Here is a 21779-nt window from a genome sequence, read left to right on the forward strand (position 1 = left end):
TTCTAAATCAATTTTCAATGAATAGCTTATTTAAAATCTTTATTATTACATAATGTATTAAAAGCTTAAAAGAAAAATATTTTATTGGAATAAGGTGGCTTAGCTTTACGCACATGCTTGGAACCCTATATTATCAGATAGATATACAAACTGCAGAAAAAGCTTCACAAAAACTAGCAAGAGAGAGTTTAGGTGTTACAGTATCATTAAAAATTGATTCGGAAAATATGAGAAGTAAAATGTCAAATGAAAGTAGTAATGAAGATAAGAAAGTAAGAATGAAAAATACACCAATAAATATATCAGATGTAAAGAAATTGGCTGAAATTAAGCATGTTAAGTCATATAATTTAATAAGTACAACTTATGTAAATGCAGATAGTTTTGAACCGATAGTTAGTGAAGAAAGTGAAAATAATATTAAAGTAGGAATTTCAGGAGTTGTAGGTAATAAAGTAAGTAATGTAATGGCAACAAACCTTTTATCTAATCAAATTGAGATAAGTAGTAGTACAAATAAGGGCATAACAGGAATGGATAGTAAAATGAGAGATAAAGCTGGTATGAGGGAAGAAAGCAGTGTGAAAACTATTGATAGTATGGATGTCGAAATTACTATAATAGTTTTTGGAAAAATGACAGTAGTGACAATTTCAATAGCTATAGTATCTATTTTATTACCATCTATATCTATTATTCGACTTAACCCTAAAAATATATTAAGTAAACATCAGTAGACAATTACAAACTTAGGAGGAAACTACATGGAAGCATTATTAAAACTTGAAAAGGTTAGTTATAATTATGATAAAGAAAAGGAAATTATAAAAAAATTAAATGTTTCTTTTGAAAAAGGAAAATTTTATACTATAATAGCACCTTCAAGATTGAGAAAAACAACATTTTTATCCTTAGTTTCAAGATTAGATAAACAGGATGAAGGAAAAAGTTTTTATAAAGAAATTGATACAATTAAAATATTATTAAAAAATTTTAGAAATAAATATGTATCTATAGTTTTCTACGGATATAATTTGCTCAATTATAGGATGGCATTACAAAATACGAAAATGGGAATATATATAAGAAAATTAAAGTTAAAAAATAAAAGTCAAGAATGCCTTTCTATTTTAGCAAAAGTGGGAATAAGTGAAAAGGAAGCAAATCAAAAAGTTTTAACCTTAAGTGGAAATCAACAACAAAGGGTAGCAATAGCAAGAGCATTAGTTTCAAAAACAGATTTAATTAAAGCAGATGAACAAACAGGAATTTTAGATGAAGTTACATCTAATGAAATAGTACGTAAATCGGATAGTACTTATAAGCTTTTTAATAAAAATTTGGTGAAGATTTAAAATGCGTACATATAAGTTAAAAGGAAAAGTAGTTTTGATAATATTATTAATTTCAGCTCTAATAATATTATTTAAATGTATTATTATGAATAGTACATATTTAGCAGCAGAAAAAAAATTATGTGAAAATCCTATATTTTCAGTGGAAAATGCTTTGAAACAATATGAGGTTTCATCAAAACAAAGTGTTAAACTTGATGTGCCATTAGTGAGTCAATTACCAGAGTTACTTTATGGTTGTGAAATAACTTCTACAACTATGATGCTTAATTATAAAGGGATTAACGTAGATAAACTAACATTAGCAAATGAAATGAAAATAGACACTACAGAGATTGTCAGAGATGTTGATGGGAAAATAATATCATGGGGAAATCCAAATGTAGGATTTGTAGGAGATATTACAGGTGAGGAAGCAGGATTCGCCATTTATCCTACTGCAATGGTAGAATCTTTAGAAAAATATATAAATCCAGTTGATTTAACTGATGAACCATATTTTAAGTTAGAAAAATATTTAAGCGATGGAAAACCAGTGGTAGTTTGGATAACATCGGATTTTGGAAATCCTACATTAGATGCTAGTTGGATTGTTGATGGAGAAGAAATAACTTGTAGTTTTAATCAACATACAGTATTGTTAACAGGATATGATAAAGATTATATATATTATAACGATCCACTAAGTAATGAAAAAAATAAAGCTGTAGACAAACAAGTATTTATTAAGAGTTGGCAAAGTATTGGAAGTAAAGCATTAAGTTATGAATAAATTTTAAGTTAACTAAAATTGAATTAATAAAAATTAGAGTAAATAAAATGATTTAAAAATGGGGCTGTCGCATTAGTGATATTCTCCCCTTATGGTAGACAGATAAAATAATAATATAGTATTATTTTAAATAATAATTTTAAATATGTATATTATTTCAAATTTAGCTTCATTAAATGGTTAAAACTTGATATATTATAGGGAAACAAGCTCAAATTTAAATTTATTCAATAACCTTAAAATATTTTTATACAAGATACATTGTTGAATTCTAAGCTATTCAGAGCAGGTCTCACTATTTTGGGTATCCAAGTTTTGGAATGGATAATTTTAAAAGTCAACTTGGAATCCTATATAAATTGTAACTTATTAGTATATAATATAAAATTTTGTTAAGATGGGAGAGAAATTATGGGTGTTAAGTTAGATATAATTTCAGGATTTTTAGGTGCTGGTAAGACTAACCTTATAAAAAAGATTATTAAAAATAACTTTTTAAATGAAAAAATAGTAATTATAGAAAATGAATTTGGTGAAGTAAATATAGACGGTGAATTTTTAAAAAAGGATAATATAGATATAAAAGAAATAACTGATGGTTGTATATGCTGTACTTTAACAGAAAATTTTAAAGATTGCATAATAAATGTAACAGAGTTATTTACACCGGATAGAATAATTATTGAACCTTCAGGGGTTGCTCAGTTATCAGATATATTAAAAATATTTAATGATGAAAAAATAAATAGTATGGTTAATGTAAATATGATTATTACTGTAATTGATGGGGAAAATTTTAATGAATATGTTGAAAATTTTGGAGCATTTTATAAAAATCAAATTATTAATTGCAAATCTATTGTTATAACCAAGTGTGAAAATATATCTCAGGATAAGATAAAAAAGATTAAAGATGATTTAAAAAATATAAATTCAAATGCTAATATAATATGTAATTCAGATAGTGTACAAGGAGAAGAGATTATATTTTGGGGAGAAGATAAAACTGATTTTTCAACTATAAAATACATAAAAAAACCTAAAAAAAATACATCAATAAAAACAAAAAAACATTATAGGGTGAATGTAGAAGAAAAATTTGAGAATTTATCTTTTAAAACTAATAAGTTTTTTACAGAAAAACAATTAGAAGATGTGATGGAAAAATTAAAAAATAATGAATTTGGAAATATAATAAGAGCAAAAGGAATTGTTAAAAGTAATAATTGCAAACAATTAAAATTTGACTATGTATTAAAAAGTTTTAATGTCGTACCATATAAATTTAATGAAGAGGGAGTTGTTTGTATTATAGGTAAAAAACTAAACAAAGAACTATTATATAATTTTTTTAGTTAAACTGTATAAAATATGATGATAAAAGAAAAGTTGAATAATTTATTTTCAACTTTTTTTTATGTTTAAAACAAGTATAAGTATAGGTATAAAATAAATGTAAAAAAATATAAAATTAAATAAATAATTAAATATATGTAAATTATATGATAGAATAAAGTTGAATTTTCAATTTATTTAAGTGTTAAGTTTTTAGGTTAAAGGGATATTTTTATGTTATGGTGAATTTAATTAAAAAAAGGGGAGAAGTAATATGGGATTAAAAAACATTAAACTGAAAAATGCAAACATAAAATTTCAAATGACATTTGTTATATCTATGGCATTCTTTTTAATACTTATGTTTATTTTATTTATGGTAAATTATATGTCAAATAAAATAATATTAAAAAGTGACTTAGATAATATGAGCAATATAATAATACAGAATGCTGGACTTGTTTCTAGGGATGTTAATGAAAATTTTCAAACAGCAAAATTATTAAGTAATAATAATTTAATCAATGACATGAATATTCCTTTTGAAAAAAAACTTGAAACTTTAAATGATTTTACAGAAAAAACAAAAGCATTAACAATAGGAATTGCAGATTTAAATGGTATTTATCAATCAACAGATGGTCAAAAAAATTCTAATATAAGTGATGAAGAATTTTTTAAAAATGCATTAAAGGGAGAAGAAACCTTAGTAGAACCAAGATTTATAAAAGAAATAAATGAATATGTGGTAATATATTCAGTTCCAATCAAATGCAAAGAAAAAATTGTTGGCTGTTTATTGTTTAATGTAAATGCCAAGGATATGTCAAATAATATTGCAAAGGTAACATTAAAAGGAGAAGGCACAGCATTTATATTGGACAAGGAAGGAAATTCAGTTGCTAGTGCCAATTTTGATGATGTAATAAATAAGCATAATGAAATAAAAAATGCAGAGAAAGATGAACTTTCAAAAAATGTAGCGGAGATACATAAAAAAATGATAAAAGGGGAAACAGGTATATCCAAATATAAATATGGCATTGATAAATATTTAGCTTATGCACCTATTGAAAATACAAATGGTTGGTCAGTTGGTATTTTAGTAGAAGAATCTGTAGTTTTAAAAAGTTTAAATAGATTAAAACTTGCGTTAGCAATAAGTGTATTAATAAGCTTATTATTAGCTATAATATTAAGTTTGGGAATTTCAAGTAAGTTTTCTAAAAAATTAGTTAAGGCAAAAAATAAATTATCACTTTTATCACAAGGAGACTTTACTTTAACTATAGATGAAAAGGATATCAATCAAGGAGATGAGATTGGAGATATATATAAAGCTATAAATAAAACTAAAGAGTCTGTAGGTGAAATCTTAACTTCTATAAAAGACAGTTCTAATATAATAACAGAACATTCAAAAGAATTATCAGCAGTATCAGAGGAGATGGTATTATCTTCAGAAAATATAGCTAGTGCAATACAGGAATCAGTAAAAGGTAATGATAATCAATGCTCAGGGTTAAACTATATAGATAATATAATGAATAATTTTAGTGATAAAATAAATACAATGATTGAAAATATAAAAAATATAAATACAGTTTCTACAAAAGTTGTAGATAAAGCTAATATTAGTAATAAAGACATGAAAAATTTATTTAATTCTATAAATGATTTTGATGACATATTTAAAAAGTTTTTAGTTACTATTGAAGGTATGAATAGTAAAATAGATTCGGTAAATAAAATAACATATGTTATAAATAGTATAGCTGAACAGACTAACTTATTAGCATTAAATGCAGCTATAGAAGCAGCTAGGGCAGGAGAGGCAGGTAGAGGCTTTTCTGTAGTGGCTGATGAGATAAGAAAACTTGCAGAGCAAAGCAAAGATTCTGCAGTTGAAATAAGTAATGTTATAGATGGTGTTTTGGATGAAAGTAAAAATATTATAAGTGAAACTAATATTTTAGATAATGAAGTTCAATTACAAAAACAAGATATTCAGAAGGCAATTTTTTCTTTTGAGGAAATATCTAAATCTTTAGGAGAAATAAACCCTATTATAAAAGATACTTATAATAATTCTAATAATATAAAAAAGGATAAGGATGATATAATTATAAAAATAGAAAATTCAACTTCAATATCACAAGAGATATCGGCAACTACAGAGGAAATATCAGCATCAACAGAGGAGTTTAACAGTTCCAGTGAAGAAATAGCCAATTCAGCTAGTAATTTGTTTAAACTAACGGAAAATTTAAATGTTAAGTTAAAAAAATTTAAAACTGAAGACAGATAAAGTAAAATAAAGTATTAACTAAATTTAAAGTTTAGTTAATACTTTATTTGTTTTATAAGAAATTAAATTTATATAACAAGGTTGCCCTTTAAATCCACGTATCTCCAATGGTTTTCTACTTTAACAGGAATTAAATCTGCATTAAATTTGCCTATGTCATTAAATTTAGGAGGAATTATAACTTTTCCATTTATGTCAATGATGCCCCATAGGTTATCCTCTAATACTGCTAAATAATCTTTGTTTAAGTATTTAATTCTAGAATATTTAGGTTCTATTATTATTTTTCCATCCTTATTACAGACACCAAATTTATTATCTAGTTTAATGTATATATAATTATTGAGATGTTGATTATAAAGTTCTATATAAGAAGAGTGAAAGTCTTCTATAGTTAAATTATAATTTTCAGGTAATAAAAATTCAGGAGAAGAATTTAATTCATCATATTTGATTGGAAGAATCTCTTTACCATCATTTGAAACATAGCCTTTCTTACCATCTTTTTCTATAATAAAATTATTATTAAAAAAATATACACTATTATATTCAGGTTTTAGCACTTCTAAACCATTTAAATTAACTATTGTATTTTTTTCTTTTATTTGTGCACATGTAAATTTATCTGATATAGAATGTAAACTATTATATTTAAAATCACTAAGAATAGTTCCTTTAGTATCAGCTAATGCCCACATAGAAGAATTTTCACTTATAGCAAAAGTTTCATTATTTAACGGAGTAGCATAATTAAAAGTTGGTTCTAAAAGTTCTTTTCCATAGGAGTCTAGTAATCCCCATTTATTATTGAGCTTAATCAGAAATGTAGAAGAATCAGATTTATCTTTAAAATCATAATCAGAAGATTCATTATAAACAATTTCTTCATATTTAGGTTCTACTATAAAATCTCCACTCTTATTGATAACCCCCCATTTATTATTGAGTTTAACACTAGCTAAATTACAGGAATTAAAATAAAGAGCATTTTCAAATTTAGGTTCTATTAAAACATTGCCATCTATATTAATATACCCATATTTACCATTAGATGAAAAAGTAGATATATTATCAATAAAATTTAGTGGTGTGTCAGAAAGTGATTCTAGTTTTTCCTTAGTATTTAAATTTAAAATTCCATATTTATTATTAACCATAAAACATACTAAATTAGATTTGAATGAAATGTCAGAATAGATTGGATCTAATATGGTATCTCCAGTATAAGTAAACAAGCCTAATTTATTCCCATCATTAACAATTAATACATCTGGATTTATATTAGGAGTTATTTCATCAAACATAGGAAATATTGTAATTTCACCATCATAAAATAAGCCCAACTTATTATCTTGTTTTACAATAAGTGAAGTAGCTTCATAGGTTGGTATTACATCTTCATACTCAAAGTTTAATATAGTATTATTATTTTTGTCTATGCATCCCCATAAATTATCTTTTTTAACCCAAGCAAATTTATTTGAAAAATCAAGAGCATCCTCATATTTGGGATTAATTATAAAGTTACCTTCTTTATTTATGTAACCAAACTTTTTATTTGTTTCTACACGAGCTACATCACCTTTAAAGTCAAAGGCATTTTCAAAGTTGAAATTTTTATTTTCACATCCATAAAGAAATGTTATAAAAAAAATAAAGAAAAAAGTAATAAAAATTTTTTTAAGTTTCATTATATCACCTCTAAGTACATTTAAAATATTTACAGTTAAAAGTATTATAACATGGAAGATAAAAAAAATTTCAAATCTTTTGAATTTTAGAGTGAAATATTGTATTATTACAGGGATAGATTATAACAATGTGAAAGCTAGGGAGGAAATAATTTATGATGTACAATATGCCATTATATAGACCGCCAAGTGAAGCGTATAGCTTAATTATTCAGGTGACTTTAGGCTGCTCTCATAATAAGTGTAATTTTTGTAGTATGTATAAATCTAAAAAATTTACTATAAAACCATTGAAGGAAATAAAAAAAGAAATAGATATATTTAGAAGTATATATGGAAAGGCTGAAAAAATATTTTTAGCAGATGGAGACGCACTAATAATTCCGATAGATACTTTAAAGGAAATACTTAAGTATATAAAAGAAGTTTTTCCAGAATGTAAGAGAATTACATTATATGGATCGCCTAAATCTATATTATATAAAACTATAGATGAGCTTAAAGAATTAAAGAGATTAGGATTATCAATGATTTATATGGGAATTGAAAGTGGCGATAATTTGGTACTTAATTATATAAATAAAGGTGTTGCTTCTAGTGAATTATTAAATGCAGGATTAAAAGTAAAAGAAAGTGGAATACTTTTATCTGTAACTGTGATTGCAGGAATTGGAGGTAAGGATAGAACAATAGAACATAGCATAAATACAGGAAAACTTATTAGTAATATTAGTCCTGATTTCTTAGGGGTTCTTAGTCTTATGATAGAAGAGAATACAGAACTATATAAAGATATTAGTTCTGGAAAGTTTTTAGTTTTATCTGATATAGAGGTATTAAAAGAAATCAAGAATATTCTTCAGAACATAAACACAAAAGGAAAAATTGTATTTAGATGTAACCATGCATCAAATTACTTGCTTTTAAGAGGGGATTTACCAAAAGATAGAGAGCAATTAATAAGAGAAATTGATAATGCGTTAGAAAATAGAGATATAAGGGATGAAGTGGAGAGAATGCTTTAAAGTTAAAAAAGAAAAATGTAGAAAATTAGCTTTAAAGAATAAATTTAAAATAAAAATAGAGCATTATGACTAAAAATGCAAAAAACATTTAAGTTTAGATACTTAAATGTTTTTTTATTTACTTAAAATTAAAATATTTTAAACAATAAATAGAAAAATAATGTATTAACAAGTATAATAAGGTATATACGTAAAAAAATACAAATAATATAATTGTATTAAGGAGGTCTTATTATACAAAATGTGGTTTATACATAAAAAGTAATGTATAAATCTAAAAAAGGCAAACTTATTGAAAAATAAGGACGCAAAGCCGTAAGTCTAAAGGATAAATAATCCCAAGATAGTTAGGTTACTAGATTAATGTTGTAATACAACAAGGAGGAATTATTATGTATAAAAATGTACACATTATAGGAGTCGGTACATACCATCCCAAAAAGGAATTGAAAAATCAATATTTTGTTGAGCATTTTAAAAAATATAAATTAGAAGATTATGCTGAAGCTTTAATGGACAAGTTAGGTAGAGATACTAGAACAATTGCTGAAGAAGGAGAAAATGGTATTAGCATGGCATTAAAGGCTTCTAGAAAAGCTTTACATAACGCTGAAATTTCAGTATCAGATATAGATATGATTATATCTGTATCTGATACTCCAGAATATTTATCACCGTGCTGTGCACTTTTAATTAAAAATCAACTTAATGCTAAAAATGCAAATGCTATATTTGATATGAATTCTAATTGTACAGGAATGTTAACTGCTATAGATGTAGCTAGTAGATATTTAAAAACTGATAATAAGTATAAAAGAATATTAGTAGTAGGTTCTTTATTAATAAGTAAGTTTGCTAGAGAAGATGATATTGTAGCATTTGGATGTTCTGCTGACGGTGCAGCAGCGATAGTTTTAGAGAAGAGAGAAGAAAATGAAGAAAAAGGATTCTTAGGTTCAAGAATGTATACTGATGATTCATATCATTGGTCTATAACTATGCCAGGGTGTGGAATGTCCAATATTTTAGATATGAATATAGATAACGAAAATAAGAAAATGGTATGGAAACCTTTTGATTTTAGTTTTTTATCTGAAAAATGGACAGAAACAATAACAAAATTATTAAGGGACTATAACTATGAAACAAAAGATGTTACTCACTATCTTATGTCTCAATTTTCAAGAGCAGATATAGAGTTAACAGTAACTAAATTAGGTACAGATATGGGAAAGGCGATTTTTGTGGGAAATAGGTATGGATACACTGGATGTACAAGTCCTATTATGGCTTTAGAAGATAAATTAAATGAAGAACATTTTAATAAAGATGATTTAATTGTATTTTGTTCTGTTGCATCAGGATATAGTATATGTGCTTTATTGTATAAGTGGTAGAAAAACATACAATTGGGAGTAAGTGTATAAGGGGTATTATAAGATGAATAATATACAAAATGATAGTAGTACAATAATCAGATATCAGAAAAATACTTTGAAATATGTTCTTATTTTATATTCTATAAGTGCTATAATGGCAGGCGTTACTTTCTTTACTATGAAAATTTTAGGATTGTTTGATGATTTAAAATGTAGTTTTTTTATAGGATTATCAATAATGATTTTAGTAGAATTAGTAACTTTTAAAGTTATGTATAATATAACTTTAAATGCTATAGTGTTTGATATTAGGAAATTTGGATTTTTAAAGAAACTTATTCTTATATTTTCTTATATGAATTACATATATATGTCAATTTTTATTCATTCAAAGGAATTCTGGGTAGTTGTATTTTACTTTATAATTATTGGAGCATTATTTTTAGATAATAAAATGAATATACTTTCTATAGGATTAAGTATAGTTTCTGAAATTTTGGTTTTTTCAATAAATAAAACTACTCTTCCAAATGAATTTTTTGCACGGGAACTAATTTTAAGAATAGTTATTATAGGATTAATATCCTTTGGAATATTAATTTTTACTTTATTTGCATCTAAGTTATTAGACAGTGTAAATAAAAATGAAGAGAAACTTAAAGAAAACAATAGTCAAATAAAAGAAATATTTTTTAAAACTGGTGACTATGCAAAAACACTATTAGGAGCGAGTGAACTTTTGACAGAAATATCTGAAGAAGAAAATCAATCATTAGAAGAATTGTCTAATACTACAGATATAGTTTCAGTAGATGCTAACAACATGCTAAAAAGAGCTATGGAAAATAAACAAATATTAGAGAAGCTATTAGTCACAAATGAAATTATATCTTATAAAACTGAGGATAATGAAAGCAAATCAAATGAGCTTATTATATTATCTAATGATAATGAGAAAAGATTAAATGAAACATTAGTAATAATAGATGATATAAAAGTAAGTATAGGAAGTACTTTTGAAGCTACAAAAATATTAGAAAAAAAATCTGAAGAAATTGATGAAGTAGTAGCTATTATAGAAAAAATCTCTAAACAAACTAATATACTTGCATTAAATGCTACAATTGAAGCATCTAGAGCAGGAAAATATGGAGCCGGCTTTATTATTGTTGCAGAATCAATTAGAAAACTTGCAAAAAATACGGAAGAGTCATTAAAAAATATATCTTTAATTACCAATGAGTTTAATATAAGGTTAAAAGATGTAGAAAAGCTTACGGCTGCAAATATAAACAAAATATCTTATGGAAATGAAACAATAAACTCTGGTGTAAATAATATAAAAATTATGTTGACAAAATTAAAAGATTCTGGTGAAAATATAAAAGAAATAAAAACCTTAAGTAGTGACTTGCTAATACAAATGGAAGAAGTTGTTGAATTTAATACTAATATATATGAATGTATAGAAGATACTATAAATAAATTTTTATCAGTAAATCATTCTGTTAATGAAAATGTAGCAATGAGTCAGCAAGTTGCAGAAAATGCGGAAAGTTTAAGATTTATGGCTGTAGAAATGAATGAATTAATAGAAGAAAAGTAAACAATAGCTGTTTTAAAATAGGAATTGAAACTTATTTTAAAACAGCTTTTTATTTTAACAAATGAAAAATATTTATCATAATATAAAAGGGCAATTATTAATTAATGAAAAAATTAAAGCTAATATTTTTATATTAGGAATCGATAGTTAAAATGATGATGTAAAATCAAAATTATCAAAATTTTCAAAATAGGAGGTTGAATTTTATTTTTTTATTTTAATATGAGTTTCATAATAATTTATTTAAATTAAACATCTTAATAGATAAATATTAAGAAACTCTAGATAAAGATGGAGGGGCTTAAATGAAAGGAAAACATTTAAAAAGTATTTGTTTTATAGTAGTTACAGCGGTAATTACCGTAAATTCAAATCTTATAGTTTTAGCAAAAGAAAATAATGAACAAAACTTCAAAGAACCACAGATACAAAGCGAGGCTGTATTAGAAAAAAATATGGATAGTAATGAATGCTATGGATTCGAACATTTTAAAAATACAGATGAAGCAGAGAATGATTATAAAGATCAAATAAAAGGAAAATTGGATTCAACTTATGATGAAACTGAAAATTTAAAAAAATATAATTTAAAAGCCAACAGCAATTATACAATGAAATATTTAAATACTCTAGACTATAAAACTCTAGTAGAAACAATATCAAATTGTAATTGGTATGAAATAGAGGGATTATTTCAATTTACTGATGATTCCTATGAATTTTATAAAGATAAAAATCGTATGGAAGCATTAATAAATGCATTAGGTGAAAAAGGAAAGATATACACTGCAACAGATGATAAAGGTATACCTACAATAGTAGAGGTTTTAAGATCAGGATTTTATTTAGGTTATTATAATAAACCTTTAAATGAACTCTATGAATTAAGTTATAGAGAAAAATGTATTCCTTCAATGTTACAAATCCAAAAAAACAGCAATTTTAAACTAGGAGAAAGTGGTCAAAATGAAACAATTAAATCACTTGGAATGTTAATAGGAAATACAACTTGTAATGAAGAAATTGTAAATAATTTTACTAAGATAATTAAGCAATATAATGAAAATAAAAATCTATATATAAAAGATATTTCAAAATCAAATGCAGTATTTGAAGTGGTAAAAGGAGTAGAATATGAATTATCTTCGTATGTGTATAATAATAATGGAGACTTAAGTAATTCTCCTTGGAAAAATAGAATAGATAAATTCATAGATGAAGTATCAAAATTTATAATTGATGAAAATGTAACAGAGGAAAATAGTTGGCTAATTAATTGTGGAATATATTTAACAGGAAAATTTGCTAAGTTTTATAGTAGTCCAATAGAAAAACAAAAGGAAGTAGAAAATGTTTTAAAGGTTTATCCGTATTTAGGAGAACAGTACTTCAAAGCTATAGAATCAATTCAATATGATTTTAATGGAATTTTAAGTACAGGTAAAACTATTGACTTAGAAAAAATAAAAGAAGATGGAAAAAAATATTATCTTCCTAATACCTATACATTTGAAGATGGTAAAATGATAATAAAGTCAGGAGATAAAGTAACAAAAGAAAAGGTGGAAAGGCTTTATTGGGCATCTAAAGAAGTTAGATCTCAATTTCATAGAGTAGTTGGAAATGATAAAGAACTTGAACAAGGAAATGCTGATGATATATTAACTATGGTTATTTATAATAGCCCTAAAGAATATAAGATGAATTCATCTTTATATGGATATAGTACTGATAATGGTGGAATTTATATAGAAGGAATAGGAACATTTTTCACATATGAAAGGACTGTGGATGATAGTATATTTAGTTTAGAGGAACTTTTCCGTCATGAGTATACACATTATCTTCAAGGTAGATATTTAGTTCCTGGATTATGGGGTACAGGAGATTTTTACAAAGAAAAAGATTCAAGACTAACATGGTTTGAAGAAGGAACAGCGGAATTCTTTGCAGGTTCAACTAGAGAAAATAATATACTTGCTAGAAAATCTCAAGTGTCAGGTTTAGATAGCAATCCATCAAACAGATTCACTGCTGAAAAACTATTTAATTCTAAATATGGGTCTTGGGAATTCTATTATTATGGGTTTGCATTTTCAGATTATATGTATAACAATAGAATGGATATTTTTAATAAGTTTATAAAAACTATTAAATCAAATGATGTAAAGGGATATGATGATTATATATCAACTTTAGGTTTAGATAATGGTATAAATAATCAATATCAGTCTCATATGGAGAATCTAGTGAAAAATTATGAGAACCTTACAACACCTTTAGTTTCAGACGATTATCTGAAAAATCATAGTGCTATAAATTCAAAATTAATATACTCTAATATAGAGAAAATCTCTAATATTAAAAATACTACAGTTAATGAAGAAAAAGGACAATTTTTCAATACTTTTACTTTAAGAGGAACTTATATAGGTGAAAAATCTTATGGTGAACTTGAAGATTGGAAGAAAATGAATGAAAAATCTAATGATTTTGTAAAAAAATTAAGCAGTTTAGAGTGGTCAGGTTATAAAACTATAAATTGTTATTTTGTAAATCATAGAGTTAATAGCCAGGGTCAATATGAATATGATGTTATATTTACCGGTATATTGGGGGATGAAAATATTAGTAACAATCCACCAATAGCGAATATAGAGGGGCCTAATGTTTGTAAAGTGGGAGAGAATGTTACACTTTCTTCAAAAAATTCTACAGATAGTGATGGAAAAATAGTAGAATACTTTTGGGATTTTGGAGATGGAAATACATCTAATGAAGTAAATCCAACCCATGTATATAAAAAAGAAGGGACATTTAATATAGTTTTAAAAGTTAAAGATGATAAAGGTGCATTAGGAGAAAAAATTTTCACAATAAAAGTTGAGAAGAAAAATATAGATGAAGAGGACAATATCGATTTAGAACCTAATAATAATTTTAAAGAAGCAAGTTTGGTACCAAACTTAAATAAGAGTTATAAAGGGTCCTTATTAGGTAATGATAATGTTGATGTATATTGCTTTAAAGTTGAAAATCCAGATAAATTAAAGATTGAAGTTAATAATTTGGATAATATAGGTATGAATTGGACATTGTTTAATGAAGAAAATCTAAATGAATTTGTAGCTTATCCAATGGATAGTGAACTAAATGGAGAATATGAAGTAACTAAGCCAGGAATGTATTATATAAATATTTATAAGTATGATTATGAAGATGGTAAGTATGAGTTTAAAATATCTAGTGAATCTAGTAAAAATATAATTATGGAAAGTGAACCTAATAATGATTTTGAAAAAGCTAATATAGTTGAATTAAATAAAATTATAAATGGAAATTTAAGTGATGATGATAATGTAGATATTTTTAAATTTCAATTAGATGAAGATAAAGATATAAATATAGTTTTAAGTAACATGAATAATATAGGCTTAAATTGGCTGCTTTATAAGGAAGAAGATTTAAATGACTATGTTTCATTTGCTCAAATAGATGGAAGTATTTATAAAAATTCATATAAAGCAACTAAAGGTAAATATTATTTATATGTATATAATTTTTCAAAAGACAACGGGAAATATACTGTAGAGATAAATTAAATTTATTAACTATAAAAGACCAAAATTAATTGAAATTTTGGTCTTTTATTTTAAACTTTAATAATAAAATTAAAGTTTTTGAACATTAATTGCCATAGGTCCTTTAGAACCTTCTGTTATATCAAATTCAACCTGTTCTCCTTCATGTAAATCTTTATCATTTCCTTTTTCTTTTACTTGTGAATGATGAACAAATATATCATTTCCATTATTTGCAGAAATAAATCCATATCCTTTTGAATTATCAAACCATTTAATAACACCATTATACATTGTCATTTTAACGCTCTCCTTTAAAATTAAATTCAATAACTAGTGTTTGCAAATATAAGGGAATTATACTAAAAGTATAATTTTTTTATTGAATCAATAGTTTCATCATTATTATTTGGTACTTGTTTTAATGAGTATCCTAGCAATAAAGGTGATGTAACAAAACGTGGTGTGATTTTACAGATTATTTCCTCATGCCAACAGTAAAAGAAGAGATTAAAACTATCACAGTTAGACCTATAATTATTTAAAATATAGTGAACAACTTTCTGTACGTTGTCTGCAAGGTAATCTATATCTTTAATATCTTTTATAATAACATTAAATTCAGTAAAGCAAGTTAATGGCTTATCTGATAAATTAATTTCACAATGTTTATTTTTATGGATTATATTTCCACGAAAATATATGTCTTTTAAAGTATCCTCATAGTCTATATCATTAAGGCCTATTATTTGCATGTGAGGATGTTTTAAACTTCCACCAGATAAAGGTCCGTGATTTTTATATAAAATTACAGATTTAAATTTGTTACTTTCTCTTAATTTAAACCAGTGTTTAATTGCAAAATCAAACAATTTTCTTATATGTTCTTTAGAATAAAAAGATATATTTAAATCACATTTATCACTTTCAATTATTACTAGCTGTAATGAGTTTTCAAGGGTAGGATATTTATTCTTTAAAAGTATAATATTTTCATCTTCATCTAATATATTACTTAATTTAGATCTATCACAAAAAGGGCAAGATATATCGGATTTATTTATGTTATTAGGCTTACTTGCACCTATACTGTATAAAAAGTTTATATACTTATCGCCATTCATATTGTCACCTACTTATAAAACATTAATTTAAACAAACAAAATTATATATGGATACATATTGAAATATATTCAATTAAAAGACAATCTAGAGTCGATAATATCCTAATTGCTTATTTATACATTATAACATAAAAGAATAAAAATAGTGTTAAGGTTAAAAGATTAAATGAAAGGTGAAAAAAGATGTCGGTAGTGTAAATTACACTACCTTAAAATTGTATATAGATAGTATATTTTAAAGTATAGATGCTTATATATTGAAAAACAGGGGGGATTTGGATGCTGAAAGAAAAAGAAGAAAAAATAAAAAACATTCTTAAAGCTAAAGGAATAAAAAATAGTGATTCTAATGATAGTAATTTAGATATTATTAAAGAACCAACGGATAGGTCTAAAAAACTACGAGATATATTTTATAATACATTATCTACAACAGATATGGAATTTCCTTATTGGTATACTAGAAGTTGGGAAGAATTAAATGGAGAGGTTACAATAGTAAGAAGAGCAAAAGCATTAAAAAATGCATTTTCACATTTAACACCTAACATTATACCAGGTGAAAAATTAGTAATGCAAAAGACTAAAAATTATAGAGGTTCTTTTCCCATGCCATGGCTTAGTGAAAATTTTTTCATATCACAGGAAGATAGCATCAGCAAAGAAATTACAAGTACGAATAGTGGAGATGAATTAAGCCAATTTGGGCAAGGTGGAGGAAATGTAACAAAAAGTTTTGGGAATGTAATTTCTATAGCAGGAAAATTTGGAATGGAAAAAAGTGAAGCTACAGCGCTTTTAAAGATCGCTAAAAGTTGGGTTAACAAATCGGTTGAAGATGTAGGACATAGATACGAAAAATTAGTTCCACAGTATGAAACTAAAGAAAAAATAATGAATAGTTTAATATGTATGTTTGATTCAGGATATACAATTCCACAAGGAAGAGAGGTTATAAACTATTATTATCCTTTAGAATATGGCTTTGAAAAAATTAAAGATATAGCGAAAGAATCTATTAATGAAGTTGCAGGAAATGCATCTGGTGATGGAATAATAGGCATGGATAGATTGTATTTTTATGATGCAGTAATAAATGTTATTGAAGGAATACAAATTTGGATTTTAAATTATGCCGAGCATGCAAAGTGTTTAGAAGAACTAGAGGAAAACTTAGAAGATAAAAAAGAATATAAAAAAATAAAGGAAACATTAGAATGGATAGCTTACAATAAACCAAGAAACTTTAGAGATGCACTTCAACTTTCGTATACTATTCATATAGCTTCAATTAATGAAGATGCTATTTCTGGAATGTCTATAGGAAGACTTGGTCAAATTTTATATCCTTGGTATGAAAATGACATTAAAACTGGAGAGATAACAAAAGAAGAAGTTTTGGAACTTATGGAACTTTATAGAATTAAGATAACGTGTATAGACTGTTTTGCATCAGCTGGCGTAAATGGAGGGGTGCTATCAGGAAACACATTTAATAATTTAAGTTTAGGTGGATTAACTAAGGATGGAAAATCTGCAACTAATGAATTAGAAATGATAATATTAGAGGCTGGAATAAGGTGCAAAACGCCTCAACCCACGCTAACAATACTCTATGATGAAAAACTTCCAGAAGAATTTTTATTAAAAGCAGTAGAAAGTAATAAAACAGGATGTGGATATCCAGCATGGGTTAATAATAGAAATGCTATAGATTTTTTAATTAATCAATTTGGAAATGAAGGAATGACATTGGAAGAAGCTAGAGCTATTGCTATAGGTGGATGTTTAGAGACTTCCCCTTGTTGTTTTAAAACACTACATTTAAATAATAGAGTCTATGAAATACCTGGTGGAGCTGGACAACCTACAAGTGTTGGAGTACATTTTATAGCAAATCCTAAAATAATAGAGTTGGTAATAACAAATGGAAAGGATTATAGAACGGGACAACAAATCTATAATCCACATAATAAAAAACTTGAGAATTTTGAAGAATTTTTTGAAGTGTTTAAACAATATTATGAAGAAACAATAAATGTTTTAGCTAAAACAAATAATATTCAACATGATGTGTGGAGAAAGCAAAACATGTCTGTTATAAATTCGTTTCTAAAGCCTGATTGTTTGGAAAAAGGGCAACATATAGGAAATATGGGATATAGATATAATGGAACATTTAATGTTGAAAGTTGTGGAACAATTACTATGGTAAATACTTTAGCTGCAATTAAAAAAGTTGTTTATGAAAATAAATATAGCATGGAAGAATTAAAAGATGCTATGTTAAATAATTTTGGTTTTAAAAATGCATCAGAAGTTGGTAGCTATTCAATGAAAGATCAAGTTAAATTTGATAGTAGTGGTAAATATGACAATATATATGGTGAGTGTTTAAAGGCACCTAAGTATGGAAATAACAATTCTTATGCAGATAATATATTAGCGGAATATGAGATATGGTTTAAAAAAGCCTGCGAAAAAGCAGAGTCACTATATGGAAAGAAAATGTATCCCTGTCAAATATCTGTGTCTACTCATGGGCCACAAGGGGCAGCAACATTTGCAAGTGCTGATGGAAGGTTAAGTGGAACCACATACTCAGATGGGTCGGTATCAGCTTATCCTGGCACAGATAAAAATGGTGTATATGCATTATTTGAGTCAGCAACAGTTTGGGATCATACAACATCTCAAAATTCACAATTGAATTTAAAACTTCATCCAACGGTTTTAAGAGGAATAGAAGGTAGTAGAAAACTATTAGATTTAACAAGGTCCTATTTAAGAAAAGGAGGATTTCATATTCAATATAATATAATAGATTCTTATATGTTAAGAAATGCACAAAAGAAGCCTAATGAATATAGAGATTTAATGGTTAGAGTAGCTGGTTTTACTCAATATTGGTGTGAACTTGGAAAACCTATACAAGATGAAGTAATAGCAAGAACAGAGTACAAGGGAGTGAAATAATATGTTATATCATGGAGAGTGTAAGAATTTTTGTAATGTAGATGCATCTAAAGGTATTTGTAGAATAAGTAAAAAATTTGTATCTATAGATGAGGAAGGCTGTAATAAATTTGAGTTGACACCTAAGTGTGGTAACTGCATAAATTTTAAAAATGAAGATAAAAAGGGAATAGGTTTATGTACTGGATTAGAAAAAGAGAATTGGTCATTTAAAACTTTAAATGCTATAACTTGTAAAAAACATGAATTTAATGAGTAGGTGAAAATATTGATTAAGGGGCGAATATTCGATATCCAAAGTTTTTCACTTCATGATGGACCAGGATGCAGAACTACCATATTCATGAGTGGATGTCCATTAAAATGTAGGTGGTGTGCAAATCCAGAAAGTTGGAGAAGTAATAATATAATGTTTAGTGAAGGTACTTGTAAGTATAGAAGTGGATGTAATATTTGTAAAAATAGTTGTACTAGAGGTGGTTTAAAATTTGATGAAAATAATAGACCAATATTAAATTTTGAAATATGTAAAGAGTGTAGTGATTTTAATTGTGCAAATGCTTGTTATTATGATGCTTTAAAATATTGTTCAAGAGAATACTCAATAGAAGGATTAATGAAAATCTTGCAAAGAGATTCTAATAATTGGAGAGGAAATGGTGGGGTTACCTTTAGTGGAGGCGAACCTTTAATGCAGAATGAATTTTTAATTGAAGTATTGAAAAGATGTAAAGAAAAGAAATTTCACACAGCTATAGAAACAAGTGCATATCAAGATACTGATATATTTAATGAAGTTATGCAGTATGTAGATTTTGCTTTTATAGATATCAAACATATGAATAGAAAAAGACATAAAGAAAAAACAGGAGTTTGTAACGATATAATAAAAGAAAATATAGTAAATTTAGCTAAATTACAGTGGGAGGGAAGGTTAGTTTTAAGAATTCCAATGATAGGTGGATTTAATGATAATATAGAAAATATACATGAAACTATAGATTTTATGCATTGCAATGATTTAGTAGAAATAAATTTATTGCCTTTTCATAGATTAGGGGAAAGTAAGTGGAATCAGTTAGGTAATAAGTATGAATATAGTACGTGTGGAGATATAGATAAAGCTTTATTGAATAAATTTCAGGATATGTTTTTAGAAGAAGAGATAGCTTGCTATATAGGGGACGACACTCTAGGTATATAAAAATTATAGAAGGATTATGTCAAATATATAAAATTTGCTTTGACAAAAATCCTTCTACAAATCCTTTGGATTTATAGAAAAATTGCAAATTTAATAAAATTCTTTTAAATTTTCACTTAATTTTTCTAAATAGGCTCTATTTAAAATAATTATTGAATTAGATTTTTTGTCTACATATCCAAGAGCAAAAAAATTATTTAGAGTATTGTATAAGCTTTTTCTACTGATGGATAATTCTTTACACAATTCATACATGCTTTTAAATTTAAAAACATTATTTAAAGAGTGAGTAAGAATGTGATATGCAAAAATCTCTTCTATTTTAAACAAATCTTTTATTAACATTTTTTTATATATGTAGTATATTCTTTTACTGGTTTTAAAAAAAAATAGATTAACAAAATCAGCATTCTTTTTTAGATGGCTCAACGTTGATTTGTGAATTTTTAAAAGTTTTACATTTGTATTGGCTATAATATCACAACGAAAATCTGCTTCGTATATGTAGCTAAGTTTTCCAACAAAATCACCTTTTTTTAATGAGTCTACTAAAAACATTTTTCCTTTCGCATTAATACATTCAACAGTAACAACACCATCTAATATATAAAAAACTTCCTCAAATTCTTTATCGGAAGTTATTATATAAGATCCTTTTTTAAAAAAAATTGTTTCCATTTCTTTCAAGTAAGGTTGAAAATAATCACAGATACTCATAAATCCTCCTAATTTTATACATTTATATATTTATATAGTAACATATTTCAAACTAATATTAAAAAATTAATGTTAGTTTAAGGTTCATTAAAGATATATTAAAGGTTTATACAATATAATGTTAGTTACAGTATATATAGAAAAAATTATTAGAATAAATATATAAATTAAAATTAAATCTTAGGCATTTAAGGAGGTACAAAATATGAGACGAACTGTGATAATATCAAGTTTTGTTATATTATTTATAATTGCAGGAGGAATATTTGGAATAAATAAAATTATAGAATATGCTAATGAAAAGGTTAAAGAGGCTAGAAGTGTTGATATAGTATGTATAACACCAAAAGAATTAAGTGAAGAAATGTCAATTAAAAATAATAAAAAATTTTATAAAAAGGTTATTGAAATTACATTGAAAGTTAAAAGTACAACAAGCAAAAGAATAATTATGGCAAATGAAGGAGAAGATGATATAGCTATAGGATTTCAAAAAGATGTAAATATTTCAAATGTAAAAATTGGTGATGTAATAAAAGTAAGAGGATTTACAACACCTAAAAATAAAAAAAATGAAAAAATTGTAATTGGTGGAGCAGTGCTTTTGAGTCAATAAAAAAAATTGAAATATTTTGTAATATAATAAGAAAGTATGATTGTATTTCATTCATGCTTTTTTAATTTAATAATTAATTTTTAATTTTTT

General features: G+C 25.6%; 17 protein-coding genes and 1 riboswitch. Of the genes, 13 read left to right on the top strand and 4 right to left on the bottom strand.

Translation table 11 applies throughout. The features are described 5' to 3' along the window. Positions 1 to 113: 113 nt before the first annotated feature. The 5 genes from AZI32_RS07345 to AZI32_RS07365 all read left to right on the top strand — a co-directional run bounded on the left by AZI32_RS07345 (position 114) and on the right by AZI32_RS07365 (position 5770). Positions 114 to 737: a hypothetical protein gene (locus AZI32_RS07345; RefSeq protein ID WP_061995231.1), complete on the top strand. Its 624-nt coding sequence runs from the start codon at positions 114 to 116 to the stop codon at positions 735 to 737. A 27-nt stretch (positions 738 to 764) separates the two neighbouring features. Then, complete coding sequence (locus AZI32_RS07350) at positions 765 to 1355, top strand: ATP-binding cassette domain-containing protein (RefSeq protein WP_082761173.1); 591 nt, start codon at positions 765 to 767, stop codon at positions 1353 to 1355. 1 nt (position 1356) lies between these two features. Then, positions 1357 to 2127 (top strand): C39 family peptidase, encoded by a 771-nt coding sequence (locus tag AZI32_RS07355; protein WP_061995232.1) that lies wholly within the window; start codon positions 1357 to 1359, stop codon positions 2125 to 2127. Between the two features lie 411 nt (positions 2128 to 2538). Then, positions 2539 to 3486 carry a GTP-binding protein gene (locus AZI32_RS07360; RefSeq protein WP_061995233.1) on the top strand — a complete coding sequence of 316 codons (948 nt, stop codon included), beginning with the start codon at positions 2539 to 2541 and terminating at the stop codon, positions 3484 to 3486. Positions 3487 to 3736: 250 nt separating this feature from the next. Next, positions 3737 to 5770, top strand: coding sequence for a methyl-accepting chemotaxis protein (locus AZI32_RS07365; protein WP_061995234.1), 2034 nt, complete (start codon positions 3737 to 3739; stop codon positions 5768 to 5770). A gap of 68 nt (positions 5771 to 5838) precedes the next feature. Here the strand turns inward: AZI32_RS07365 and AZI32_RS07370 are convergent, their stop codons facing one another. Next, complete coding sequence (locus tag AZI32_RS07370; protein ID WP_061995235.1) at positions 5839 to 7461, bottom strand: WG repeat-containing protein; 1623 nt, start codon at positions 7459 to 7461, stop codon at positions 5839 to 5841. A gap of 158 nt (positions 7462 to 7619) precedes the next feature. Between AZI32_RS07370 and AZI32_RS07375 the strand changes: the two genes are divergently transcribed. The 4 genes from AZI32_RS07375 (at position 7620) to AZI32_RS07390 (ending at position 15073) form a co-directional block, all read left to right on the top strand. Further along, a complete protein-coding gene (locus AZI32_RS07375) occupies positions 7620 to 8486 on the top strand; it encodes a radical SAM protein (RefSeq protein WP_061995286.1) in 867 nt (288 codons plus the stop codon). Between the two features lie 272 nt (positions 8487 to 8758). Beyond that, positions 8759 to 8846: riboswitch (cyclic di-GMP riboswitch) on the top strand. Between the two features lie 32 nt (positions 8847 to 8878). Further along, positions 8879 to 9883 carry a ketoacyl-ACP synthase III gene (locus tag AZI32_RS07380; RefSeq protein ID WP_061995236.1) on the top strand — a complete coding sequence of 335 codons (1005 nt, stop codon included), beginning with the start codon at positions 8879 to 8881 and terminating at the stop codon, positions 9881 to 9883. 43 nt (positions 9884 to 9926) lie between these two features. Next, a complete protein-coding gene (locus AZI32_RS07385; protein WP_061995237.1) occupies positions 9927 to 11471 on the top strand; it encodes a methyl-accepting chemotaxis protein in 1545 nt (514 codons plus the stop codon). Positions 11472 to 11776: 305 nt separating this feature from the next. Then, a complete protein-coding gene (locus AZI32_RS07390) occupies positions 11777 to 15073 on the top strand; it encodes a collagenase (RefSeq protein WP_061995238.1) in 3297 nt (1098 codons plus the stop codon). A gap of 69 nt (positions 15074 to 15142) precedes the next feature. Here the strand turns inward: AZI32_RS07390 and AZI32_RS07395 are convergent, their stop codons facing one another. Together AZI32_RS07395 and AZI32_RS07400 are read right to left on the bottom strand one after the other, a co-directional pair. Further along, complete coding sequence (locus tag AZI32_RS07395) at positions 15143 to 15352, bottom strand: cold shock domain-containing protein (RefSeq protein WP_010299124.1); 210 nt, start codon at positions 15350 to 15352, stop codon at positions 15143 to 15145. A gap of 62 nt (positions 15353 to 15414) precedes the next feature. Further along, complete coding sequence (locus AZI32_RS07400) at positions 15415 to 16176, bottom strand: DUF4931 domain-containing protein (protein WP_061995239.1); 762 nt, start codon at positions 16174 to 16176, stop codon at positions 15415 to 15417. A 279-nt stretch (positions 16177 to 16455) separates the two neighbouring features. Here AZI32_RS07400 and hpdB point away from each other — a divergent pair, with 279 nt between their 5' ends. From hpdB to hpdA, 3 genes are read left to right on the top strand one after another with little or no spacing between them, the layout of a single operon-like run. Continuing rightward, positions 16456 to 19152: a 4-hydroxyphenylacetate decarboxylase large subunit gene (gene hpdB, locus AZI32_RS07405; RefSeq protein WP_061995240.1), complete on the top strand. Its 2697-nt coding sequence runs from the start codon at positions 16456 to 16458 to the stop codon at positions 19150 to 19152. Between the two features lies 1 nt (position 19153). Continuing rightward, on the top strand, positions 19154 to 19411 hold the full coding sequence (hpdC, locus tag AZI32_RS07410) for a 4-hydroxyphenylacetate decarboxylase small subunit (RefSeq protein ID WP_061995241.1): 258 nt from the start codon (positions 19154 to 19156) through the stop codon (positions 19409 to 19411). Continuing rightward, positions 19412 to 20356, top strand: coding sequence for a 4-hydroxyphenylacetate decarboxylase activase (gene hpdA, locus AZI32_RS07415; protein WP_345968956.1), 945 nt, complete (start codon positions 19412 to 19414; stop codon positions 20354 to 20356). Between the two features lie 90 nt (positions 20357 to 20446). On the opposite strand, the gene AZI32_RS07420 is transcribed toward hpdA, so the two are convergent. Further along, positions 20447 to 21073, bottom strand: coding sequence for a cyclic nucleotide-binding domain-containing protein (locus AZI32_RS07420; RefSeq protein WP_061995242.1), 627 nt, complete (start codon positions 21071 to 21073; stop codon positions 20447 to 20449). A gap of 205 nt (positions 21074 to 21278) precedes the next feature. On the opposite strand from AZI32_RS07420, the gene AZI32_RS07425 reads away from it, so the two are divergent. After that, positions 21279 to 21689, top strand: a complete 411-nt coding sequence (locus AZI32_RS07425; RefSeq protein WP_061995243.1) for a hypothetical protein — start codon at positions 21279 to 21281, stop codon at positions 21687 to 21689. Positions 21690 to 21779: the final 90 nt, after the last annotated feature.

This window comes from Clostridium sp. ATCC 25772 (assembly GCF_001573875.1).
Lineage (GTDB): Bacteria > Bacillota > Clostridia > Clostridiales > Clostridiaceae > Clostridium_J > Clostridium_J senegalense.

What these genes read in the sequence shown, in the direction of transcription:
- AZI32_RS07380 (WP_061995236.1), top strand. Translation starts at nt 8,879, where the DNA reads ATGTATAAAAATGTACACATTATAGGAGTCGGTACATACCATCCCAAA.
- AZI32_RS07400 (WP_061995239.1), bottom strand. Translation starts at nt 16,176, where the DNA reads ATGAATGGCGATAAGTATATAAACTTTTTATACAGTATAGGTGCAAGT.
- AZI32_RS07385 (WP_061995237.1), top strand. Translation starts at nt 9,927, where the DNA reads ATGAATAATATACAAAATGATAGTAGTACAATAATCAGATATCAGAAA.
- hpdB (WP_061995240.1), top strand. Translation starts at nt 16,456, where the DNA reads ATGCTGAAAGAAAAAGAAGAAAAAATAAAAAACATTCTTAAAGCTAAA.
- AZI32_RS07420 (WP_061995242.1), bottom strand. Translation starts at nt 21,073, where the DNA reads ATGAGTATCTGTGATTATTTTCAACCTTACTTGAAAGAAATGGAAACA.
- AZI32_RS07350 (WP_082761173.1), top strand. Translation starts at nt 765, where the DNA reads ATGGAAGCATTATTAAAACTTGAAAAGGTTAGTTATAATTATGATAAA.
- AZI32_RS07365 (WP_061995234.1), top strand. Translation starts at nt 3,737, where the DNA reads ATGGGATTAAAAAACATTAAACTGAAAAATGCAAACATAAAATTTCAA.
- AZI32_RS07395 (WP_010299124.1), bottom strand. Translation starts at nt 15,352, where the DNA reads ATGACAATGTATAATGGTGTTATTAAATGGTTTGATAATTCAAAAGGA.
- AZI32_RS07345 (WP_061995231.1), top strand. Translation starts at nt 114, where the DNA reads ATGCTTGGAACCCTATATTATCAGATAGATATACAAACTGCAGAAAAA.
- AZI32_RS07370 (WP_061995235.1), bottom strand. Translation starts at nt 7,461, where the DNA reads ATGAAACTTAAAAAAATTTTTATTACTTTTTTCTTTATTTTTTTTATA.
- AZI32_RS07390 (WP_061995238.1), top strand. Translation starts at nt 11,777, where the DNA reads ATGAAAGGAAAACATTTAAAAAGTATTTGTTTTATAGTAGTTACAGCG.
- AZI32_RS07425 (WP_061995243.1), top strand. Translation starts at nt 21,279, where the DNA reads ATGAGACGAACTGTGATAATATCAAGTTTTGTTATATTATTTATAATT.
- hpdC (WP_061995241.1), top strand. Translation starts at nt 19,154, where the DNA reads ATGTTATATCATGGAGAGTGTAAGAATTTTTGTAATGTAGATGCATCT.
- AZI32_RS07375 (WP_061995286.1), top strand. Translation starts at nt 7,620, where the DNA reads ATGTACAATATGCCATTATATAGACCGCCAAGTGAAGCGTATAGCTTA.
- AZI32_RS07355 (WP_061995232.1), top strand. Translation starts at nt 1,357, where the DNA reads ATGCGTACATATAAGTTAAAAGGAAAAGTAGTTTTGATAATATTATTA.
- AZI32_RS07360 (WP_061995233.1), top strand. Translation starts at nt 2,539, where the DNA reads ATGGGTGTTAAGTTAGATATAATTTCAGGATTTTTAGGTGCTGGTAAG.